12 protein-coding genes and 1 pseudogene are annotated in these 18,028 nt (G+C 71.0%); 7 read left to right on the forward strand and 6 right to left on the reverse strand.

The features are described 5' to 3' along the window. A partial coding sequence (locus WCS02_RS08110; protein ID WP_340291830.1) for a M20/M25/M40 family metallo-hydrolase occupies positions 1 to 847 on the forward strand: 847 nt, incomplete at its 5' end. A gap of 308 nt (positions 848 to 1,155) precedes the next feature. Here the strand turns inward: WCS02_RS08110 and WCS02_RS08115 are convergent. Continuing rightward, positions 1,156 to 1,767 carry a copper resistance CopC family protein gene (locus WCS02_RS08115; RefSeq protein WP_340291832.1) on the reverse strand — a complete coding sequence of 204 codons (612 nt, stop codon included), beginning with the start codon at positions 1,765 to 1,767 and terminating at the stop codon, positions 1,156 to 1,158. A 291-nt stretch (positions 1,768 to 2,058) separates the two neighbouring features. Here WCS02_RS08115 and WCS02_RS08120 point away from each other — a divergent pair, with 291 nt between their 5' ends. Then, positions 2,059 to 3,294, forward strand: coding sequence for an Nramp family divalent metal transporter (locus WCS02_RS08120; protein ID WP_340291834.1), 1,236 nt, complete (start codon positions 2,059 to 2,061; stop codon positions 3,292 to 3,294). A 153-nt stretch (positions 3,295 to 3,447) separates the two neighbouring features. On the opposite strand, the gene WCS02_RS08125 is transcribed toward WCS02_RS08120, so the two are convergent. Together WCS02_RS08125 and WCS02_RS08130 are read right to left on the reverse strand one after the other, a co-directional pair. After that, complete coding sequence (locus WCS02_RS08125) at positions 3,448 to 4,629, reverse strand: ROK family protein (protein ID WP_340291836.1); 1,182 nt, start codon at positions 4,627 to 4,629, stop codon at positions 3,448 to 3,450. A gap of 319 nt (positions 4,630 to 4,948) precedes the next feature. Beyond that, positions 4,949 to 6,637 carry a DUF4214 domain-containing protein gene (locus WCS02_RS08130; RefSeq protein ID WP_340291838.1) on the reverse strand — a complete coding sequence of 563 codons (1,689 nt, stop codon included), beginning with the start codon at positions 6,635 to 6,637 and terminating at the stop codon, positions 4,949 to 4,951. Between the two features lie 904 nt (positions 6,638 to 7,541). Here WCS02_RS08130 and WCS02_RS08135 point away from each other — a divergent pair. The 5 genes from WCS02_RS08135 to WCS02_RS08155 all read left to right on the forward strand — a co-directional run bounded on the left by WCS02_RS08135 (position 7,542) and on the right by WCS02_RS08155 (position 12,746). After that, positions 7,542 to 8,291, forward strand: a complete 750-nt coding sequence (locus tag WCS02_RS08135) for a GNAT family N-acetyltransferase (protein ID WP_340291840.1) — start codon at positions 7,542 to 7,544, stop codon at positions 8,289 to 8,291. 248 nt (positions 8,292 to 8,539) lie between these two features. Then, complete coding sequence (locus WCS02_RS08140) at positions 8,540 to 9,406, forward strand: hypothetical protein (protein WP_340291842.1); 867 nt, start codon at positions 8,540 to 8,542, stop codon at positions 9,404 to 9,406. A 545-nt stretch (positions 9,407 to 9,951) separates the two neighbouring features. Then, positions 9,952 to 11,010, forward strand: coding sequence for a PDDEXK nuclease domain-containing protein (locus WCS02_RS08145; RefSeq protein WP_340291844.1), 1,059 nt, complete (start codon positions 9,952 to 9,954; stop codon positions 11,008 to 11,010). Positions 11,011 to 11,280: 270 nt separating this feature from the next. After that, positions 11,281 to 11,493 carry a DUF1059 domain-containing protein gene (locus WCS02_RS08150; protein WP_340291847.1) on the forward strand — a complete coding sequence of 71 codons (213 nt, stop codon included), beginning with the start codon at positions 11,281 to 11,283 and terminating at the stop codon, positions 11,491 to 11,493. 245 nt (positions 11,494 to 11,738) lie between these two features. After that, on the forward strand, positions 11,739 to 12,746 hold the full coding sequence (locus WCS02_RS08155; protein ID WP_376984530.1) for an intradiol ring-cleavage dioxygenase: 1,008 nt from the start codon (positions 11,739 to 11,741) through the stop codon (positions 12,744 to 12,746). On the opposite strand, the gene WCS02_RS21170 is transcribed toward WCS02_RS08155, so the two are convergent. From WCS02_RS21170 to WCS02_RS08170, 3 genes and pseudogenes are all read right to left on the reverse strand, one after another. Further along, entirely contained in the window at positions 12,653 to 13,420 is a 768-nt protein-coding gene (locus tag WCS02_RS21170; protein ID WP_422665416.1) for a heavy metal-responsive transcriptional regulator, read from the reverse strand. The two genes, WCS02_RS08155 and WCS02_RS21170, sit on opposite strands and share 94 nt — an antisense overlap. Positions 13,421 to 16,486: 3,066 nt before the next feature. Continuing rightward, positions 16,487 to 16,879, reverse strand: coding sequence for a hypothetical protein (locus tag WCS02_RS08165; protein WP_340291854.1), 393 nt, complete (start codon positions 16,877 to 16,879; stop codon positions 16,487 to 16,489). A gap of 93 nt (positions 16,880 to 16,972) precedes the next feature. Beyond that, positions 16,973 to 18,028: pseudogene (locus WCS02_RS08170) on the reverse strand (relaxase/mobilization nuclease domain-containing protein); the annotation flags it as partial.

The raw sequence follows: 18,028 nt of genomic DNA on the forward strand, positions 1-18,028 counted from the left end.
CGCCCGCGTCACCATCGACTTCTACGAGGTCACCTCGTACAACGTCATCGGCGAGCTCGCCGGGAAGACCGACGACAACATCGTCATGGCCGGCGCGCACATCGACTCCGTCGAGGTCGGCTCGGGTATGTCGGACAACGCCAGCGGGTCCTCGGCGCTGCTGGAGCTCGCCGAGCAGATGGGGAAGCTCCGCACCCAGAACACCGTCCGTCTCGCTTTCTGGGGCGCGGAGGAGCTCGGCCTCATCGGCTCCACCGAGTGGGTCGGCCAGCAGACGCCCGAGGAGCTCGACGACATCGCGCTCTACCTCAACTTCGACATGATCGGCTCGCCGAACTACTTCTTCGGCGTGTACGACGCTGACGAGTCCAGCTTCGCCGCGCCGGTCGTCGTGCCGGAGGGCTCGGAGGACATCGAGACCACGTTCGAGGAGTTCTACACGCTGCGCGGGGAGCCCTACGACGACTCCGAGTTCAGCGGCCGGTCGGACTACCAGGCGTTCATCGACAACGGCATCCCCTCCGGTGGCCTTTTCACCGGAGCAGAGGAGGTCAAGACGCCGGAGCAGCAGGCCCTGTGGGGCGGCGTCGCGGGCGAGTCCTTCGACCAGTGCTACCACCAGGAGTGCGACGACCTCGACAACCTCGACACCCACGCCCTCGAGGTCAACGCCGACGCCGTCGCCTACTCCGTCCTCACCTACGCCGCCTCCACCGAAGCCGTCAACGGTGTCGTCGGCAGCCGCGTCCCCGGGCGGTTCCTCGTCCCGGCCCCGGCCGGTCCCGAGTACACCTTCGCCGGCCCCCTGGGCGGCGGCGGCGGCGACCACGCGGTCAGCGCCGGGTGATCTGAGCCTGTCGCACCACCCGGGTCCGCGGAGCTGCACCTGCTCCGCGGGCCCGGCTGCGTCGGCCCATGCCAGCCCGGGGGCCGCGACGAGGACGCCCCGCCCCTGGGGCTGGCCCTGCAGGACCGGGGCTCCTATCGTGAGCACCGAGGGGCCCGTCTGTTCCTCTCGTCCCCCTGATGTCAGCAGCGGACGGGCTTCTCCTCGATCTGGTCCGGACGCGCCGGGGCCCGCTGCTCCCCACCGGTCGGGCGTCCGGCCGGGGCCTGCCCCGCAGGGCTCAGCGTGCAGGGCTCAGCCCGCAGGGGTCAGCGCGCGGCTGACGTGCGTCGCCGAAGCAGGACGACGGCCGCGACCACCGCGACGAGCACCGCGAGACCAGCCATCGGGGCGGTCCACCCGGGCCCGCCGTCACCCGCGCCGGCAGCCGGCTCGTCCCCGGCCTGGACCGGCTCGGCGGAGGCCGCGGCTCCGTCTGTCGCCCGCGCGGCGGGGGTATCGGTGGCCGACGGCTGGGTCGCGGGCGGGGACGACGCGCCGGCGGAGGCGGCCGGACTGGCTGCGGGGACGACCTCGAAGGTGGTCGTGTGCTCGATCGGGTGTCCGTCGGCGCTGACGACGCGGCTCACGACCTGCCACTGGCCAGCCTGGTCGGCGACCGCTGCGAACCCCTCCGCGCCAGCGACGTCGATCACCACATCCACCCCGCCGGCTGTGCCCTCGGCGAGCACGGGCTCACCGTCCGGGGGGATCAGCGCGGTCTCCACGAACTCAGGGGCGATGGTCTCCGAGTAGGTCATGACCACCGACGCAGGCGGCTCTGTGAGGGTGGCCCCCTCCTGGGGGTCCGACCCGAGCCACTGCGCGTGGGCCGACGCCGGCGCGGCGGCCACCACGCAGACGACAGCGAGAACCGTCACGAGGGCAGCCGTCCGCGTCGATCTCACATCCGTACGCTACGACCCCCGGTCGGGGCAGGTGCGGGAGGTCGTCCCGGGCATGCCGGAGCCTTCGCGACCGGCTGGCCCGGACGGGACAGCGGCTGGCCCGCACGGACCCTCGCCGCTGGGTAGAGCCCTGACGCGAGCCGCCTCCGGTGGTGGCTGCTGAGGCGGAGCGAGGCCCCCGTGACAGTTGTCGAGGTTCGTCTTCCGGCGCCAGGCCGGGCACCGCTCCCCGAGCAGCAGGCGGGCGGAGCCTCCGTCAGCGCGGTGGCCGCCCTCCGCGCCCGCGGGCGGCTGAAGGGTGCCCTGCCCTTGCTGGGCCCGGCCTTCGTGGCGGCGATCGCCTACGTCGACCCGGGGAACTTCGCCACGAACTTCTCGGCCGGCGCGACCTACGGCTACCTGCTGCTGTGGGTGATCGTCGCGGCCAACCTCACCGCCATGCTCATCCAGAACCTGTCGGCCAAGCTCGGGCTGGCGACGGGACGGAACCTCCCGGAGCTGTGCCGTGAGCACTTCCCCCGCCCCGTCACGCGCGGGCTGTGGGTGCAGGCCGAGGCCGTCGCGATCGCCACCGACCTCGCGGAGGTCATCGGTGGCGCGATCGCCCTGAACCTGCTGTTCGGGATCCCGCTGCTGCAGGGGGGCCTCATCACCGGGGTGGTCGCGTTCGGTCTCCTGGCGCTGCAGACCCGCGGCTACCGCCGCTTCGAGCTGGTCATCGGGGGGCTGTTCGCCGTCATCCTCGTCGGCTTCGTCGTCAACCTGTTCCGCGCGGCCCCCGACGCCGGCGCAGCCGCCGCGGGGCTCGTCCCTGCCTTCGACGGCGTCGACAGCGTCCTGCTCGCCGCAGGCATCCTCGGCGCCACCGTCATGCCGCACGTGGTGTACCTGCACTCCGCGCTCACGCAGTCCCGCGTGCAGGCGGTCGACGCCTCGGAACGTCGGCACCTGCTGCGCCACCAGCGCCTGGACATCGCGATCGCGATGGGCTTCGCGGGGCTCGTCAACGCCGCCATGCTCCTCATCGCCGCAGCCCTGTTCCACCGGCCCGGACAGGCGCCGCTGGCCGACGGCGGCAGCCTGGACAGCGTCCATTCCGCCCTTGCCGTTGCGCTCGACCGGCCGGCCGCCCTGCTGTTCGCCCTCGCGCTGCTGGCGTCGGGGTTCGCGTCCTCAGGGGTGGGGACCTACGCCGGGCAGGTCGTCATGGCCGGGTACCTGCAGCGCAGCATCCCGCTGTTCGCCCGCCGGGCCCTCACCCTCGCCCCCGCCCTCCTCGTCCTCGCGGTCGGGGTGGACCCCACCCAGGCGCTGGTCTGGTCGCAGGTGGTGCTGTCCTTCGGGATCCCCTTCGCCCTGGTGCCCCTGGTCCTGCTGACCCGGCGCCGCGACCTCATGGCCGAGCTCGTCAACAGGCGCATCACGACGCTCGCAGCTGCGGCCGCCGCCGCCGTGATCATCGCCCTCAACCTCTTCCTGCTCGTCAGGACGGTCCTCTGAGAGCGCGGACCCGGGGAACGTGCCGTCCTGACGGACCCGCGAGCCATGGGGTCCTGCGCGGGAGCCCGCGTGGTCCCAGGCACCTGGTGCCTGGTTCGCGGGGGGGACCGCTGGGCGGCGCGAGGCGAGCAGGCCGGGCAGACCGGGCAGACCTCAGTCCCAGGTCAGTGACCGGTCGACCTCGCCGGGGTCGAGGAGCTGCTCGATGACCATGACGGCCGCTCCGACCAGCCCGGCCCCCTCACTGTGACCGGTGGGCACGATGCGCAGGTGCCGTGTCGCCAGCGACGACGACCGCCCGTAGACGACCTCCCGGACTCCGGCGAGCAGGTGCAGGGCCGGGTCGACCAGGGCGCCACCGACGACGATCACGGCAGGGTTGAGCAGGCCGACGACGTCCGCGAGGGCCTCGCCCAGGTGCCGGCCGGCTACGCGGAGCTCCGTCAGCACGTCGGGGTCGCCCTCGCGTGCCAGGGCGGCGACGTCACGGCTGGTGCGCACGTCGTGCCCCCGGGCCGCGAGCCGGGCTGCGACCGCCTCGCCGCCGGCGACAGCCTCGAGGCAGCCGACGCTGCCGCACCCGCACAGCACGCGGTCGGACCCGTTCACCCGAACGTGCCCCAGGTCTCCGGCCCCGCCCCGGGCGCCACGCCACAGCACCCCGCCGGAGATGATCCCGCAGCCGATGTGGTCGCCCACCCGCACGAGGACCAGGTTCTCGACGCCACGGAAGCCCGTGAACCGCTCACCGAGCACCGCGACGTTCATGGCGCTGTCCACGGCGACGACGGGACCGAGGTCTTGCCTCAGCCGACCCGCCACGTCAAAGCCCTCCCACTCAGGTGTGGGGCAAGGCCCCAGAGGCCGGCCGGTCGTGCGCTCGACCGGTCCTGGCACACCGAGGCCCACCCCGGCCAGGCGCGCGCCCGCACCGACCGAGCGGGCGAGCAGAGCCCGGCCGAGCGCGACCACCCGGGCCAGCACCTCCTCAGGTCCGTCCCGCCCCTCGAGGTCGACCACCCGCTCCGCGAGCACCCGCCCGCTCAGGTCCGTGACGCCCAACCGCGCTGAGGTGGTGTCCAGCAGGACGCTGAGGACGGCCCCGGTCGAGGCGTCGAAGGCGATCCGGGACGGCCCCCGCCCCCCGTCCGACCTGCTGCCCCCGGTCGCGGTCACCCACCCGGCCTGCAGCAGCGCATCGACCCGGCGCGCCACCACCGAGCGGGACATCCCTGTGAGGGCGACCAGCTCCGAGCGTGTCCGGGGTCGCCCGTCCCGCAGCAGGGCCACCACCGCCCCAGCACCTGCGCCCGACGACCAGCCGGGCGGCAACACGCCCACGACGATAGGCGACCGACCGGTCGACGGTCCGACGAGGACCTGGCCCCGCCCGGCCGGGATCCGGTGGGGGTGCGCTGGTCGGGGGCCCCAACCCTCAGGACCCGGGGGCGGCCCCGGCCGGGAGCCGCTCGGGTTCCCGACCGGGACTGGAGGTGGCTCGCCGACCGGCTTAGGGTCGCTCAGGCGTGAGGCCGGACGGACACGGCCTCACGCCTCCCATGTCTCCGCGGCACGGAGCTGGTGCCCGCGGCCGCGAGGGGCACGGCCGCGGGCCGGCTGACCGCCGGTAGGGCGCTGCCCTGCTCGTCGGCGGTCAGAAGCGGGCGCGCGCCCGGGCCAGGTACTCCGAGCTGACCATCGCGGCCTCCCGCATCGCCTCGTCCCCGGCGGTGACGACCGTCGCGGACCAGTACGCCTGCTCGGCGGGGCTGGCTCGTCGGCCGAGCCAGCGACCGTAGGAGCGGTCGACGCGGCGCAGGGAGCTCTCGTAGCTGTTCCAGATCCCCTGGACGGCGGCCTTCCGGCCCTGCTGCGCGACGACGCGGGTCCAGCCGGCCCGCTCCGACGCCGAGGACGACCGGTCGAGCGAGCGGAGGTACAGCGACTGCACGAAGCCGTCGTCGGTCCCGCCGGCGCGCTGGTAGAACTCCGGGCTCTGCATGAGCCGGACCCGCAGGTCGTCGAGGGTCGCGCGGCCGGACGCGAGGTCGTTGACCCAGCTGGTGAGGCCGGCGGTGTCGGGTTGACGGCCCAGGACGTCCGCGTAGGCCTCGCTGACGAAGCGGCGGCGGAACTCCTGGCTGCCCGAGAAGCCCTTCACACCGACCCAGCGGTCGCCTGTGCGGGCCACCTGGGCGGCCCAGCCGTCGAGCTCGCTGTCGGCGGGGGCGCGGCCGAGCAGGTCCGCGTACAGCGCCCTGACGAAGTCGGCGGCCTCGCCGCCGCGCAGGGCACCGTCCCGGACTGCGGGAAGGATCGCGTAGCCGGCGTCGCCGGCGCAGGCGGTCAGACCCACGTCGCGGTGACCCATGACGGCCGGCAGCGTCCGGACCGTGCCCGCGGCCCAGCGGGCGGTACCGCCGCCGGCGGAGGTGAGCGACGCCTGGCCCCGGGGGTCCACGCCGTGCAGCGAGAGCTTCCACGTGATCAGGTCGGTGACGGCCTGCTTCATGGCGGGCGACGGCGCCACCGTGCTGTAGTTGCCGAGCATGGACACCCCGAAGGTGTCCTTGTTGAACCCGCCCGCGTGGGCGCCCACGACGGGCCGGCTGACGCCGCCGGCGCGACCCTCGTAGATCGTGCCGAACTTGTCGACGACGAAGTTGTAGCCCAGGTCGCACCAGCCCAGCGTCTGCGTGTGGTAGGCGTAGTCCGCCCGCAGCTGGCGCACCGCTTCCGCGGGGGTGGCGTAGGAGTTGCTGCCGGCGGTGTGGTGCAGGACAGCGGCCTTCATGGTGGGGCTGTAGTCCACCGAGGAGCAGCGCAGCGACTCGTCGGCCCCCCAGGCCGCCCGGCTGACGATGGCCGGCGCCGTCGTCGCGGCGCCAGCCGATGCAGCAGGGGCCACGACGCCCGCGTCGGCCGGGGACCCGCCCGGGTCGACCAGGCTGAGCTCGACGCCGGCGGCACTCTCACCCAGGTCCATGGACACCCGGGTCTGCACGGCCTCGGAGTCACCCACCCACAGCGGCGCGGTGGCGCTGACCGCGCCGGTCGAGGCGTACTCGTCGGTGCCGGCGTCAGGTCCCCCGTCCAGGCCTTCCATCTGCTGCCAGGGACCCCAGACGCCGTCCTGGCGGACGCGCACCTCCACGTCACCCGCCGCGACCCCCTCGGGCAGGACCGCGCCGATGAGCGCGAAGTCGTCGACCTCGGTCTCGGGCGAGACCACGACGAGGTCCGCCGCGTCCGCCTGGGTGCCCGGGACGCTGTCCTGCGGGACGACGACGGCGCCCTCGGCGACGTCCGTCACCACCGCCAGGGTGTCCAGCTGCGGCTGCACGGGACGCTCCTGCGCCCAGACAGGTGTCACGGTCGGTGCGACGAGGAGCGTGGCCGCTCCGAGGCCGCACCACAGGGGAGAGAGCGCGCGCACGGATGGTTCCTCTCGTCGTACAGGGGTGGCGTCACGGGACAGGGACCCGTCGGCAACCTCGAGCCCCGACTTGACGCTGAGACCTGAGCCGGTCGTGGCGCCGGTCGGTCTGGGGCTGCTCGGGGACCGACCACGTCAGCGACCGGTCCTCCGCCTCGCCCTCGGTGGCCCGGTCTCTGCTGCAGGCTGCGCGGTGTTACCTCGCGTCGCTCGGTGTCGCTCGGTGTCGCTCCGTGTCGCTCCGTGTCGCTGCGGTGTCGCCGAGCGGGTGCGACATCCTGGGGGAGTGGTGCGGGGGCGTGAGACGTGGCGTGGGCGGGTCCTGCTCCTGCGTGGCGCCCTGGTCGCCGTGCTGGTGCTGCTCTCCACGGTCGCGCTCTCGCCCCATCTGGCTCACGACCACGAGACGGCGCACAGCCACGCGTCGGTGGCTGCCACCGCTCAGCCGGCAGCAGAGCCGGGTGCGGGTGTGACGGACGGCGCGCCCGCTCCCGGTGCGGGCGCCCTGGACGAGCGAGGAGACCAGCTGTCCGTGGCCCACGACGCGAGTGGTGGGGACCACGCGCCGGGAGGCGGGCACCACCATTACGGCGGCGAGCAGGGGATGACGTCGCTGGGGGCCGACGTGCTCCTGCACGACGGCCAGCACGTGACCGAGGAGGTCCCGGACGGCTTCCTCGGGGCCGTCCGCGCCGCAGGGGGCCGCGAACGTCCTGACTGACCGGACCGACGACCTCGGCTGCGAGACGACCCGTCTCGTCAGCCCGCACCTGGCTGGTGCTCCCCCCGTCGGTCCTCAGAAAGGTCATGCATGTCTTCGTCGTCTCCTAACCGCCTGGTCGTCCGCGACGCCGCCCCGAGCGATCTCGGCTACACCGCCCGACAGCACGAGGCGCTGCTGCCGCACGGACTCTTCCCGCACCTGGGGCAGGCCTTCCTGCGCCGCTGGCACGGCACCTTCCTGCAGTCCCCGTACGGCATCGCCCTGGTCGCCGAGCAGGTCGGTGAGTCCGGACCCGTGACGGTCGGCTTCCTCATCGGCAGCACCGACCAGGTGCGGCTGGTCGAGGACGTGGTGGCCCGGCACCGGCTGCCGCTCACGGTGGCCGGTGCCGGCGCGCTGCTGCTACGCCCCCGCCTCGCCGTGCACTTCGTGCGCACGCGCGCGAAGCCTTACCTCCGCCGTCTCGCCCGGGTGCCTCGGCGCTCTGCGGCGCCGGTGCCGGTCGCGGGCCCCCGGACCGACGACGGAGGGCCGCCGGTGCGGGTCGCGGTCATCACGGCGGTCACCGTCGACGCCGCCTTCCGCTCCAGCGGTGCCGGTCGGGCGCTGGTGGACAGGTTCGTCGTGCGGGCGGCGCTGTCGGGCGCCGAGGACGCCAGGCTGACCACGGTGGCCGGACCGGGCGGGGCCGGCCGCTTCTACGAGAAGCTGGGCTGGCAGTACGAGGAGGAGCACCTGACGCGCGACGGCATGGCGGTGTCCACGTACCGCCTCACCCCCACCACGCGGCCAGCCACCGACGCGCGGGCACGCTCGGTCTCGCGGGGTGGCGGATGAGGTCCCGCGACCAGCAGCCCGGGACCGCTGCCGCACCGGCCGGTACCTCGCGGCGTGCAGCCCTCGCGGGCCTCGGCGCGGTCGGGGCCGCAGCACTTCTTGCTGCCTGCTCCGGCACGGCCGGCCGTGGCGGCCGCACGCTCGCCCCGACCGGCCGGCCGGGCGACCAGGACAGCGGACCCGCAGCCGCTCCGCGCCCGGCTCCCCCCGACCAGGCCACCTCCCCGGCGGCTGCCGAGCCGCAGGACGTGACCCCGGTCGTGCTGCCTGCCCTGTCGCCCTGGGCGCCGGGGCCGGGGGAGGTGCAGCCGGAGACCAAAGCGCTGGCCGCTCGGCTGGTCCAGGTAGCCGGCACCTGGGACGTCGGCGGGGCAGGGCTGGAGGCCGCTGCCCGGCGGCTGACGTCCGCTGGATTCGAGCCGGCCCTGGCACCCGCCCTGTCCCGGCTGCTCGAGCAGGGCGGAGAAGCTGCCGTCACGGCCGTCCGGTACCCGCAGTACGGCGGGCTGACCACGGCCGGGGCCAGCGTCATGATCGCCGTGGACCAGACCATGGCACTGTCCGACGGCACCACCTCGGTGCGCGGCATGACCCTCGACGTCCGGCTCAGCCCGTCCGCCCTCGGGTGGTCCGTCGTCGCCGTCGACCCCGACCAGCCACCCCCGGGGACCGGGGCCCCCACCGCGCTCGGCCAGGCGGTCCTGGTGAACCCTCGGGTGGTGCTGCCGGCGGACGCTGCCGCCGACGTCCGGGCGGGCACGGTTCTCGATCCCGTGCTCGCGGTCCTGGACGGGCTGTCCCGGGACCACACGATCGAGGTCCTCGCCTTCTCCACCGGCCACCCCACCAACGTCTTCGGTACCGACCGCCAGTCCAACCACTCACGCGGGCGCGCCGTCGACATCTGGCGGGTCGACGGGTCCCCGGTGGTCGACCCCTCGACCTCCCGCGACCTCCTGGCTCGGGTGATGACCAGGGCCGGCCAGCTGGGCGCCACGGAGGTCGGCGGCCCGTTCGACCTCAACGGGGAACGACCCCAGTACTTCGCCGACGACCTCCACAGGGACCACCTCCACATCGGTGTCACGGAGGGCCGACCACCCGCCGCCCCATGAGGTCCCGCTAGGCCGGCCGCGGCGATGGTCCGACGGAGGGCCCGAGCTAGCCTCACGACATGACGGGGGGCCATCAGACCAGGACAGACAGTGACGACGGGGACCTGGCCGCGGCGGCAGTGGGGCTCTGCGCGCAGATGTCGCCGACCGAGGCCAGGTACCTGCACCCTGACGTCGTCGCTGCCTATCGCCGGCACCTGAGGGCCTGGTTCGGGGGAACCGACCCGTGTCGGGACCGGCTCGTCCTCGACAGCCTCTTCCGCGCGTCCAGAGCGGGCGCGGACCTCGCGGTGATCGACGTCTACCAGCTGTGGGCGTCCACCGGGACGCCGTCGCCTGGCGAGCTGCGGAGGGACGGTTGGCGCCGCAGCAGCGACCGCTGAGGACATCGACGGCGCGCACGACGACCGGTGGCGCGGTCACGGCCCTCGGCGCGGCCCTCCTCGTCGTGCCGCGCGAACAGCCGGCGCGTCGGTTGCCGCGCAACTGTCTGCTGCGCGACTGGCTCGGGCCCGTCCTGCGACGGCACGGGGCAGGATGTGGTGGTGGTGGTGGAGCAGCAGCTGGAGCCTGTCCCGGAGGGCTACGGCGACCTGCTGGAGCGCCTGAAAGAGCGGGTGCGGACGTCCCAGGTCCGCGCCGCGCGGGCGGCGAACACCGAGCTGCTGGCCCTGTACTGGTCGATCGGACGGGACATCCTGCAGCGGCAGGAGCACGCCGGGTGGGGCGCCAAGATCGTGGACCGGCTGGCGCGGGACCTGCGTGAGGAGTTCCCCGAGCAGCGCGGCTGGTCGCGGCGGAACCTGCAGTACATGCGGGCCCTGGCGGCCGCGTGGCCGGACGGGGACTTTGTGCACCAGGCTGGTGCACAACTTCCCTGGCGCCACGTGACCGTCCTGCTGGACCGTCTGGACGACCCGGCGCTGCGTGACTGGTACGCCGGACAGGCGGTCGAGCATGGCTGGTCGCGCAACGTCCTCGAGCACCAGATCACCTCCGGGCTGCACGCCCGTGCAGGCGCGGCGCCGTCGAACTTCCCCGCCCGGCTGGCCGCCCCGGACTCCGAGCTCGCGCAGCAGCTGACCCGGGACCCGTACCTGTTCGACCACCTCGACCTGTCCGCCCGGGCCGGGGAGCGGGACCTGGAGCAGGCGCTGATGGACCGGCTGCAGGGGACCCTCTCGGCGTTCGGGCACGGCATGGCCTTCGTCGGGCGGCAGGTGCGGTTCGACGTCGGCGACGAGGTCCTGGTCGTGGACCTGCTGCTGTTCCACGTCACCCAGCTCAGGTACGTGGTCGTCGAGCTCAAGATCGGCCGGTTCTCCCCCTCCTACGTCGGCCAGCTCGGCACCTACGTCGCCGTCGTCGACGACCGGGTCCGCGACCACGCCGTCCACGCACCCACGGTGGGCCTGCTGCTGTGCACCAGCCGCGACGAGCAGGTCGTCCGCTACGCCCTGGCCAGCGCCAACGCCGCTCTGGCTGTCGCCACGTACGAGACGCTCAGCGCAGAGCAGCGACGCCAGCTGCCGGACCTCGAGGGCCTGCAGGCAACCCTCACCGACGTCGTCGCCCGCGCTGCGCGTGAGGAGGCCGAGACCTGAGCGGTGGGTCCGTCCCTGATCCCGCCGGAACGACGCCCGAGGACGTGCGGACTGTCTGCGACGACGTCGCTGCCCGGGTCCAGCAGCTCTCACCGAGCGCCTGCTGAGCTGTGTCCGGGCCGCCCCCCGTCGGACGGCCCACCGTGTGGCTCTTCCCACCCGATCAGTCGATCTACCGGCCACATGGAGATTCCGATCTCGCACGGGACGCCGGTGTGTAGCCGGGCTGCGCGGAACTACCGACAGCTGCCGCGAGACAAGGACGACCCGATGAGCCTCATGCCCGCCCGTGCCCTCAAGAGCTTCGCCTGCGGGGACGTGGTCCCCGGCTGCACCCGCACCTTCCGCGGGGGCGACGACGCCGAGATCCTCGCCCTGGTGGCCGCCCACGCCGCCGCCGACCACGGCCTGGCCGAGGTCCCCGCCGCGGTGGTCGACGCCGTCCGCGCGAACATCACCACCGTCCTCGCCCCGGTCGGGTGAGCACGCCGGCCGGTCTGGGCCTGTCCATCACCGATGGCCGGTCGCGCGCCTAGGGACAGGTGACGCCCCCTCCCGGCCGAGCCGGGCGCGGTGTCCGGGGGGGCGGCTGCCGTCGACGCCCTGGCCCGTACCGCCGGACAGCGCCGAGGGGGCCGCAGACCACGTTCGCCTCACCCGTCCCAAGGCACAGGTAAGGCACCGAGTGCCCACAGCCCTGGCACAGCCGGCACCCCGAGCCTGCTCTCATGACACGAGCACCGCGCGCAACCGGACCCCACCCGTCGACCGTACCCACCGCACCGGTGGCCCCGACCTACCAGGGCCGTGCGCTGCCCCGCCCCGAGGACGAGCTCGTCGACCAGGGGCTCGCCTTCGACGTCGGCACCCTGCTGGCTCGACGCCGCATGCTCGGGGTCCTGGCTGCGGCCCCCGGTCTGGCCCTCGCCGCGTGCGGCGGGACCACGGCGTCTCCAGGAGGCTCGACCGCGTCGTCCACCACGGCATCGGGGACGGGCGAGATCCCTGACGAGACGGCAGGGCCCTACCCGGGCGACGGCTCGAACGGCCCGGACGTGCTGGAGGAGAGCGGCATCGTCCGTGACGACATCCGCTCCAGCTTCGGGGAGGCGACCGGCACGGCGGAGGGCGTCCCGATGACCCTCGAGCTGAACCTCGTCGACATCGCCGACGGCGGAGCACCGATGGCTGGTGCAGCGGTCTACGTGTGGCACTGCGACCGCGAGGGCCGCTACTCGATGTACTCCGACGGGATCACGGAGGAGAACTACCTGCGCGGGGTGCAGGTCAGCGACGTCGACGGCCTGGTCCGCTTCACCAGCATCTTCCCTGCCTGCTACAGCGGCCGCTGGCCGCACATCCACTTCGAGGTCTACCCGGACGAGGCCGCCATCGTCGACGCCTCCGGCGTCATCGCCACCTCGCAGGTCGCCCTGCCCGAGGACGTCTGCCACGAGGTCTACGCCCAGGACGGGTACGCCGCGTCCGTCGACACCCTCGCCCAGGTCAGCCTCACCGACGACAACGTGTTCGGCGACGACGGGGGAGCGCTCCAGCTGGCCACCGTCAGCGGGGACGTGACCAGCGGGTACACCGTCTCGCTGCCTGTCGGGGTCGACACCACCACCACCCCCACCGGCGGTCAGCTCGCCGGGGACGGCATGCCCTCCGGCGTCCCCGGTTCGTCGGGCGGGACCCGACCGAGCGGACCGCCCCCCAGCGGCACGCGCCCCTGAGCGACACGGAGCCAGCAGCCGAGGCGCTGCCTCACCGGGTGAAGCCGGCAACCCGCGTCCAGGGCAGGGGCGGTCGCCGTGGGGCCGCGCCGTCGTGGGCAGCTCAGCCGGCGCCGTTCAGGAATCCTGCCGTGCCCCGAGGGATGCTTCCGGGTACAGGCGTGTGGCGCTGTTAGCAGCTGCCGATACCCGTCCCGCAGCGCGGTGAGCTCGGCGATGTGCCTGTCGAGCTCGGCAGCCCGCTGGTCCAGCACCGAGGGCATGTCACCCCGGTGCCGGCCGGTGCGGTCGCGGAGCGACACGACGTCCCGTATCTCGCGCATGGTCAGGCCGGCGGCCTGCGCCGATCGGACGAAGACGACGCGCTGAAGGTCCTCGTCGGTGTAGTCGCGGTAGCCGTTGACGCTCCGGGGTGGCGGAGGCAGAAGACCCGCCCGTTCGTAGTGGCGAAGCACATCGGACGTCGTGCCCGCGCGTGCCGCCAGCTGGCCGATCCGCATGTCACATGGTGAGGGTGCTCGCGCCGGCCCACCTGTACAGCCGCTCCACGTGGGGGAGCAACAGTTCCGGCGCCACCCTGTGCCCGCCACCGTCGAGCGCAGCGCGGGTGGCCGACGGCTGTGCTCTGCCCTGGCACCCTGAGAGCGTCGCCCGGTTGGAGCGCCCCGAACCATCTCGCGCCACCCGGTCAGCAGCGCCGCCCGGTGCCCCTCTTCGCCCTGGCACTCGACGATGAGCAAGGGCCGATAATAAGACTTATGTCACATCAGCCGACTGGAAGCGCCTCACCCGTCGTGCTCCGCCTCCCGACTTCAGCGGAAGCAGAGTCTAAGCCTCCTGCTTCGTGCTCGACACGGCAGGGCGCAGTCCGAAAGACATCGAGCCACACCATCGATTGATGCAGCGCAAGCTGGACTATGGCCGCGTCACAGCAAACTCCTCGAATGCTACTTGAGTCGCCGGGCGAAGGTTTGAGAAGGACAACCAATGAACTTGTGGGGATGGCAGGCCGCTCTCCGCGGCACGCGCTTCAAGTGGGTCTCCTACAGCACTCCACCATTCAGTTAGGACTGCGTTCGAAGTTTCAGCGCTGGTATAATCGGGACCGTCGACGCTGGAGAGGACTACCACAGAAGCCTCCTCTGGGCCGGGACCGTCGCCTGAACATTGTTGCCCAAGGCACACCTCAGTGGGCCCGGGGTACGGTAGGACGACGGCGTCAGGGAAACCGGCTGAGAGTGCCTGCTTCTCAAGAGCAGCCCCAGACACCCGACGCTCGGTTTCAGGCGCAACCGTCACCAGCGTTAGGTACCACCCGTCACTTGGGAGGACGAGAATAGACTCAGGTGCCTTGACGGGTTCCGTAGAACCGATGCTCGACTCCACTGGCATGGCTACAGCTGGTTCCGTAGCACCGCCGCAACTAGTAAGGCTCAGCGACAGGAGAGCGGCGACACCGAAAAGCGTGGTCGACCATCTAGTCCCAGCCATTTGCTTCACCTTTCTTTCGGTCGAGGGTCGGAGATTAATTTGGGACCGTGACCAGTCCACGCACGTCTCCATTACCTAGGGTGTACCACCTGGCAGTCCGGCCCGGGTTACTCGGACACAAGTCCCTGTACATCGTCAGGCTAAAGTGATCGTTATCGAAATTGCAGTTGGTGCCGAGATTTGGCAGGAGGTGCCCAAGGCCTATCACGTGCCCAAACTCATGAGTCGCGACTGACTGTATGATTAAGTCCGTCGAATCGGTCGTTGCTAGGTTGGTAGTCCATCGATCGGCAAACTGTGGCTCGGAGTTCAAAATGACGTCAGCCTGAAAGATTCTGCCGGAGTTGTACCCACCGCTGCCCCAGGTGCAGACAAGTGCGTATAGTACGTCGGCTCGCATCCTGTTGGCGCAGTCAGGGTTGGTGTTCGCCGCTATTGCATTCATGTTTTGAAACCCGACCTGATTCCAGCTGTCGGCAACTCCTGGAGTGGCGGTCGTGTCTGCCTGCCTGGAAAATTTGGTCCAACTAGCGAGGTATTCGTCGCAGTCGGCCGCACTTACACGCTTTTCGTTCCATCCACCCGCTCCGGCCAGAATAGCGTTCCCGGCTACGGCACTATTGACCCCGGGTGGAGTTGTAAGTGGGTTGTGGTGGAATCCCCAGTTGAAGTCCGCCGCGGGCAGTCGCCAACCGATGGGAGTCCAAGCCGTGTCTTCGCAGGCCGGGATGCCCGCATGGGCGGGAGGAAGGACGAGAAGCACGCTGGCAGCGCTTAGCGACGCACCAGCGATCCAGGCGACAAGGAACCGCAGGCGCAAGTTCAGCATTTTGGCAAGGTATACCTTGGTCGCAAGAACGCGAAAGCCCCCTCAAATCTGACCAAATAGGACAGAAGGAGCAGTAGCGGCAGCGAGGCCGAGGGACTCATGAGACCGCCGAACCGTCCCTCGCCATGTCGGTCGGAAGCAAGCCAGTACCCCGCGGTTCTAATGTCACACCTCGATGTTCGCCGCTCATTCGAGCGTCGTCCCTGCGAGTCTGTCACTTCGGGCGGGGCGCTCTTGGCTGACTGGACAAAGTCGCGAGCAACTCTCCTGCTTCTCGCGGTCGTCTATTCAAACTCTTGAACGCAACGACTGGGTTGCTCGGGGCGTCAAGGTCACCGCCATCCAAGTGCCAGTCTAAACCAGTAAACATCATGGGCGGACACGCAAGTTGATCGCCGATGACCCAGGGAGTGTACGCGTTCAACACTGAGTCTTCTGTCGGCATGTACACCGACGTGATCAATGGCGATAGGCCGGGCGAATGCAAGACTGCGACTAGATCTGTCCCAATCGTTGAGCCCTTGGGCAACGCAGCGGCTCTCCGCATACCGTCGGATAAGACTCTCAGAGCGGTAGCTGGTTCGTAGGAACCTTCAATGGTGCTAAGCGATTCGTGTACATCGTCGAAAGTGCGACGAACCCCCGCATCAGAGCCAATAGAACAGGAAAAGCTAGCTGAGCGAGGAGCAGCACTACACCACAGGGCTCTTAAGGGCCGGGGGATGACGCTCAATGCCATGCGACGGCTCTTCGGGTCCCAAACGGCCTGGGCAACGAACATTCTTGGGCGGCCAACCCCCATCCGTCGATCCCTGGGCCGCCAGGTCCAGCCTGAGATCAATAACTCCAAACCCTGCGCACGCTCGTTCGCGTACTGGTTCGGGAATCGACTATTTATTCGGCCGAGCACCTTCTCTAGCACTTCGTGTAAACCAAGCCGTTCATTGCGCTCGATCCGGATGCCGGTTTGGCTGTTAACAGCAATCGCACTGGCGCGCTCCAAAATGGATTGGGCGATAAACGTGTCGGTCGGAAGTCTGTCGATATACGCCAACCCCGCGTACGAGATGACAAAGGATGCCATCTCACCGATGACAATAACTGTCTTGTTCGCTAGCGGATCGTGCGTCACCACCGTCGTGGAGCCACGGGTGGTACTGGTGACCTTCCGGTCCCCTAATGACAAAATGAACGCTGGGTTTGCAAATGTGAGATGCTGCGTCATTGATGAAACCCTTCTCCGGCGGCACTTCCGTGATAGCTATGCCATAAGCCCACAGTCGTGCACGTCCCGCTCCCGCGCTGGGAAGTACAGCCGCCCACCTTTGGAGGCCGATCGTGCTGTGTGTTGCCTAGATCTTCACAGTCTCTCGTACAGCTTCTTGTGGCAGTATTTCAAGACTTCGAACTTAAGCAACTGTCATTCGTCAGACGCTAAAGCCTGACCCATCGCGGTTCTGGGCCCCCGCCTTAAGGCCCAATTGCGGCGCTCACCGCTCAACGGGATGAGCCGCTGAGATTGGCTGGCCCCGCCGTTTGCCAGCGTTTCCACTGTCGCGATCGCAGGTCTGGCCTGATGAGTGGCAGCCAGTACGTGGTCCTGTGTAGCGAAGCCGTTACTTCGCACCGGCGGAGGCTCAACCCGCGCGGCGGACCGCTCCGCAACGAGTCGAGCCTGCAGGTGCTGAACTTCGGCCTCTGTCACCGCCTGCTGCGACCGGGCTGCCCGCTCGTAATCGCGGGCGGCCAACTCCGCCAGCCGCCCCGCCGCGGTAAGCGCCATCCGCAGCGTCGCCTCGAGCACCTCGTCCACGCCGTCGCTGTCGTCCCTCATTGCCGATCCCCCTGTCCGCTTGCGGTGCACCTGTCGGTGGACCGCGCCTGCTGCGAGCTTCCGCCTGCGTTGCTACCTCTCCACCTCACTGGCAGTTCTTCTCGTTAGACCCCACTGCGGATCGACCGCTCGGACGGGGCGAGGCACCGCTGAACCGGGCGCCTCTGGCGGCGACGTCTCTACCGGCACCTGACCGGTCCGCGCCAGCCACGCAGCTTCATGCTCGGGTGCACCCGTGCGGCCCCTGGACGACCCCGTATTGGTGTCCGTGGCATGTCCACCGGCGGGCACTAGGGCCGGCAGGGACGCCTCGAGGCTCCGAAGCTGGGTGCGGACCGCCGCCGCGATTTGCGCAGCTCGCCCAGCTTCGCCGGCGGCCTGGTGGGCGTCGTGGATGGCCTTGGCCATGTTCGCCAGCTGCCGTAGCAGCACTGCTTGCGCCACGGTCCCCTTCCCCCCCTGCGCAATGGAGGACAGCAGCAGCGCCGCCCCTTTAAACGACGATGACGACCGCGCCGTCACCGTCGCTCCCCCAGCGCACGCCTCGTAGGCGCGCAGCTGCGCCGAGCGCGCCAGGGAGTCCGCCGTCGCCGCCAGCGGTCCGGGTACGGGCTCGACCCGTACCGACCACGCCGCGAACGCGCCAGCGGTGTCGTGAGCGACGTGGGCCCAGGTGGCACGGTCCTCGACCGGGACGGCGCGCAGCCGCTCGCGCAGCGCGGCCACCTCGCGGCTGTACTGCTGCCACAGTTCCGGCGCGGGCTCCGTCGTCTCCCGCCCAGGTGCGACCGCTCGGGTGCCGCGGCGGCCGGCGTTCCACTCCGCCACCGCCTCGCTCGCGCTGATCGGGGTGTCGGGCCAACCCTGACGCAGCCGGGGAAGGGTGAGGTCCCGGTCGAGGTGACCGCCGCCGTACCAGACCGGCCGCTCCTCCCCCGTGCCGTTGGTCGGGGGCCGGAGGGCGACGGAGTAGCCGGCGATGACGTCATCGCGACCGGCGGCGTACCGGGGCCGGACCAGCAGCCCGTCGCGGCGTAGCCGGCGCACGAACTCCGCCTCGTCCGCGGCCGCGGCCGCGCAGCCGCGCACCACCCGCGCCAGCGCCGGCCGCGCCGCCTCCGCGTCCCC

The organism is Aquipuribacter hungaricus (genome assembly GCF_037860755.1).
GTDB classification, from domain to species: Bacteria; Actinomycetota; Actinomycetes; order Actinomycetales; family JBBAYJ01; genus Aquipuribacter; species Aquipuribacter hungaricus.

Bases quoted from the DNA above. Each gene is read 5' to 3' on its own strand.
- WCS02_RS08135 (WP_340291840.1), top strand. From the start codon at position 7,542: ATGTCTTCGTCGTCTCCTAACCGCCTGGTCGTCCGCGACGCCGCCCCG.
- WCS02_RS08150 (WP_340291847.1), top strand. From the start codon at position 11,281: ATGAGCCTCATGCCCGCCCGTGCCCTCAAGAGCTTCGCCTGCGGGGAC.
- WCS02_RS08155 (WP_376984530.1), top strand. From the start codon at position 11,739: ATGACACGAGCACCGCGCGCAACCGGACCCCACCCGTCGACCGTACCC.
- WCS02_RS21170 (WP_422665416.1), bottom strand. From the start codon at position 13,420: ATGGTTCGGGGCGCTCCAACCGGGCGACGCTCTCAGGGTGCCAGGGCA.